Genomic DNA, 2233 nt, shown 5'->3' with positions numbered 1-2233 from the left:
TCGACGTGCTCTACGCCGTCATCGACCCGCGCATCAAGGCCAGCGACATATGAGCACCGCCGCAGTCCCGAGCGCCGCGGCGCTCAAGGTCCCGGGTTTCTGGCGCCGCGCGCTGCATCACCGCAGCTTCGTCATCGGCGGCACGCTCACGCTGCTCCTGTTGCTGGCCGCCGCCGTGTCGCTGGTGTGGACGCCATGGTCGCCCTACGAGATGGACATGGCCAACAAGCTGAAGCCGCCGACGGGCTCGCACTGGCTGGGCACCGACACCTATGGACGCGACGTCGCTTCGCTGCTGCTCGTGGGTGCGCGCGCGTCCATCCTGGTGGGCGTGATCGCGGTCGGCATCGGGCTCGTGGTCGGCACGGCGCTGGGGCTGCTCGCCGCTGCGAAGCGCGGCTGGGTCGAGGAAGCCATCATGCGGCTCACCGACTTCTCGCTGGCCTTTCCTGCGATCCTGTCGGCCATCATGATGACGGCGGTGTTCGGCGCAGGCATCGTCAACGCGATCATCGCGATCGGCATCTACAACATTCCGACCTTCGCGCGCATCACACGCGCATCGGCCAACGCCATCTGGTCGCGCGAGTACGTGGCCGCGGCACGCGCCTGCGGCAAGGGATCGTTCTCCATCACGATGCAGCACGTGCTGCCGAACATCTCCGCCGTGTTGATCGTGCAGATCACCATCCGCTTCGCCATCGCGATCCTGGCCGAGGCCGCCCTCTCCTACCTGGGCCTGGGCACGCAGCCGCCGCAGCCTTCGTGGGGCCGCATGCTCAGCGAGGCCCAGACGATGATGTTCCAGGCGCCGCTGCTCGCGGTGTTTCCCGGCATGGCGATCGCGTTCGCGGTGCTGGGGCTGAACCTTCTGGGCGACGGCCTGCGTGACCTGCTCGACCCGCGGCTCGCGCGTGCTCGATGAGGACTGCTGATGAACGAGCATTTCGTACACCGGGCCAAGGACGCAGAGGGCGCGAAGGAAAACCATGAAAAGCCTTCCCGGTTTCCTTCTGCGGCTTCTGCGTAGTTCTTGTCTTCCTTCCGCGTTCGGCTGCCCAATCCTGCCCCCCTGACCATGCCCCTCCTCGAAGTCAACAACCTCCACATCGGCCTGCAGACGCAGCGCGGGCCGGCGGAGGCGGTGCGCGGCATCGACTTTTCTCTGGAGCGTGGCGAGACGCTGGGCATCGTCGGCGAATCGGGCTGCGGCAAGTCGATCACGGTGATGTCGCTCATGGGCCTGCTGCCTGCGACCGCGAAGGTCTCGGGGAGCATCCGCTTCGACGGCACCGAGCTCGTCGGCCTGCCCGAGAAGCAGATGTGCGAGATCCGCGGCAACCGCATCGGCATGATCTTCCAGGAGCCGATGACGGCGCTGAACCCGGTGCACACCATCGCACGCCAGGTCGGCGAGCCGCTGCGGCTGCACCGTGGGCTCTCGAAGGCCGACGCGCGCAAGGAAGTGCTCGCGCTGCTGGAGCGCGTGGGCATACCGGACGCGGCCTCGCGCCTCGATGCCTATCCGCACCAGTTCTCCGGCGGCCAGCGCCAGCGCATCGGCATCGCGATGGCGCTCGCATGCGGGCCCGACCTGCTCATCGCCGACGAGCCGACCACCGCGCTCGACGTGACCATCCAGAAGCAGATCCTCGAGCTGATCAAGGGCCTGGTGGCCGAACGCGGCATGGCGCTGATCCTGATCTCGCACGACCTCGGCGTGATCGCGCAGACAGTGTCGAAGATGCTCGTGATGTACGGCGGCAGCGTGGTCGAGAGCGGGCCGACCGAAGCGGTGTTCGCGCGGCGCGCGCATCCGTACACGCAAGGCCTTTTCGCCGCGCGACCGGTCATCGGCGCGCCGCGCGGCGTGCGGCTGGCCACCATCAAGGGCAGCGTGCCCGAGCTGGTGGACCTGCCGAAGGGGTGTCCCTTCGCGGGCCGGTGCAGCTACACCGTCGACGCCTGCATGACCACGCGTCCGCCGGCCACGATGCTGCCGCAGGACCATGCGGTGCGCTGCATCCGCCTCGAAGAGATCGCCGCTGAAGGAGCCATCGCACCATGAGCGCGACCGTCAACGCTTCTTCGCCGCTGCTGCGGGTCACCGACCTCGTACGCCACTACGCGCTGCCGCGCGAGAAGCTCTTCGGCCCGCCGCCCACCGTGAAGGCGCTTAACGGCGTGAGCTTCGACGTGCAGGCCGGCCAGAGCGTCGGCATCGTCGGCGAAT

General features: G+C 68.1%; 2 protein-coding genes. Both read left to right on the top strand.

Features of this window, described 5'->3' with window-relative positions; translation table 11 throughout:
- The first annotated feature begins 49 nt into the window (after positions 1–49).
- Positions 50–925, top strand: coding sequence for an ABC transporter permease (locus ACTJLF_RS34460; RefSeq protein ID WP_145761458.1), 876 nt, complete (start codon positions 50–52; stop codon positions 923–925).
- A 153-nt stretch (positions 926–1078) separates the two neighbouring features.
- Entirely contained in the window at positions 1079–2068 is a 990-nt protein-coding gene (locus ACTJLF_RS34455) for an ABC transporter ATP-binding protein (protein ID WP_418150511.1), read from the top strand.
- Positions 2069–2233: the final 165 nt, after the last annotated feature.

Source organism: Variovorax sp. 22077 (assembly GCF_052044195.1).
In the GTDB taxonomy this organism is placed as follows: Bacteria; Pseudomonadota; Gammaproteobacteria; order Burkholderiales; family Burkholderiaceae_C; genus Variovorax; species Variovorax atrisoli.
Note: the sequence above shows the minus strand (reverse complement) of the source record. Positions and strands in the feature narration are given on the sequence as shown.

Coding starts and splice junctions, on each gene's coding strand:
- ACTJLF_RS34455 (WP_418150511.1), top strand. CDS start 1,079: ATGCCCCTCCTCGAAGTCAACAACCTCCACATCGGCCTGCAGACGCAG.
- ACTJLF_RS34460 (WP_145761458.1), top strand. CDS start 50: ATGAGCACCGCCGCAGTCCCGAGCGCCGCGGCGCTCAAGGTCCCGGGT.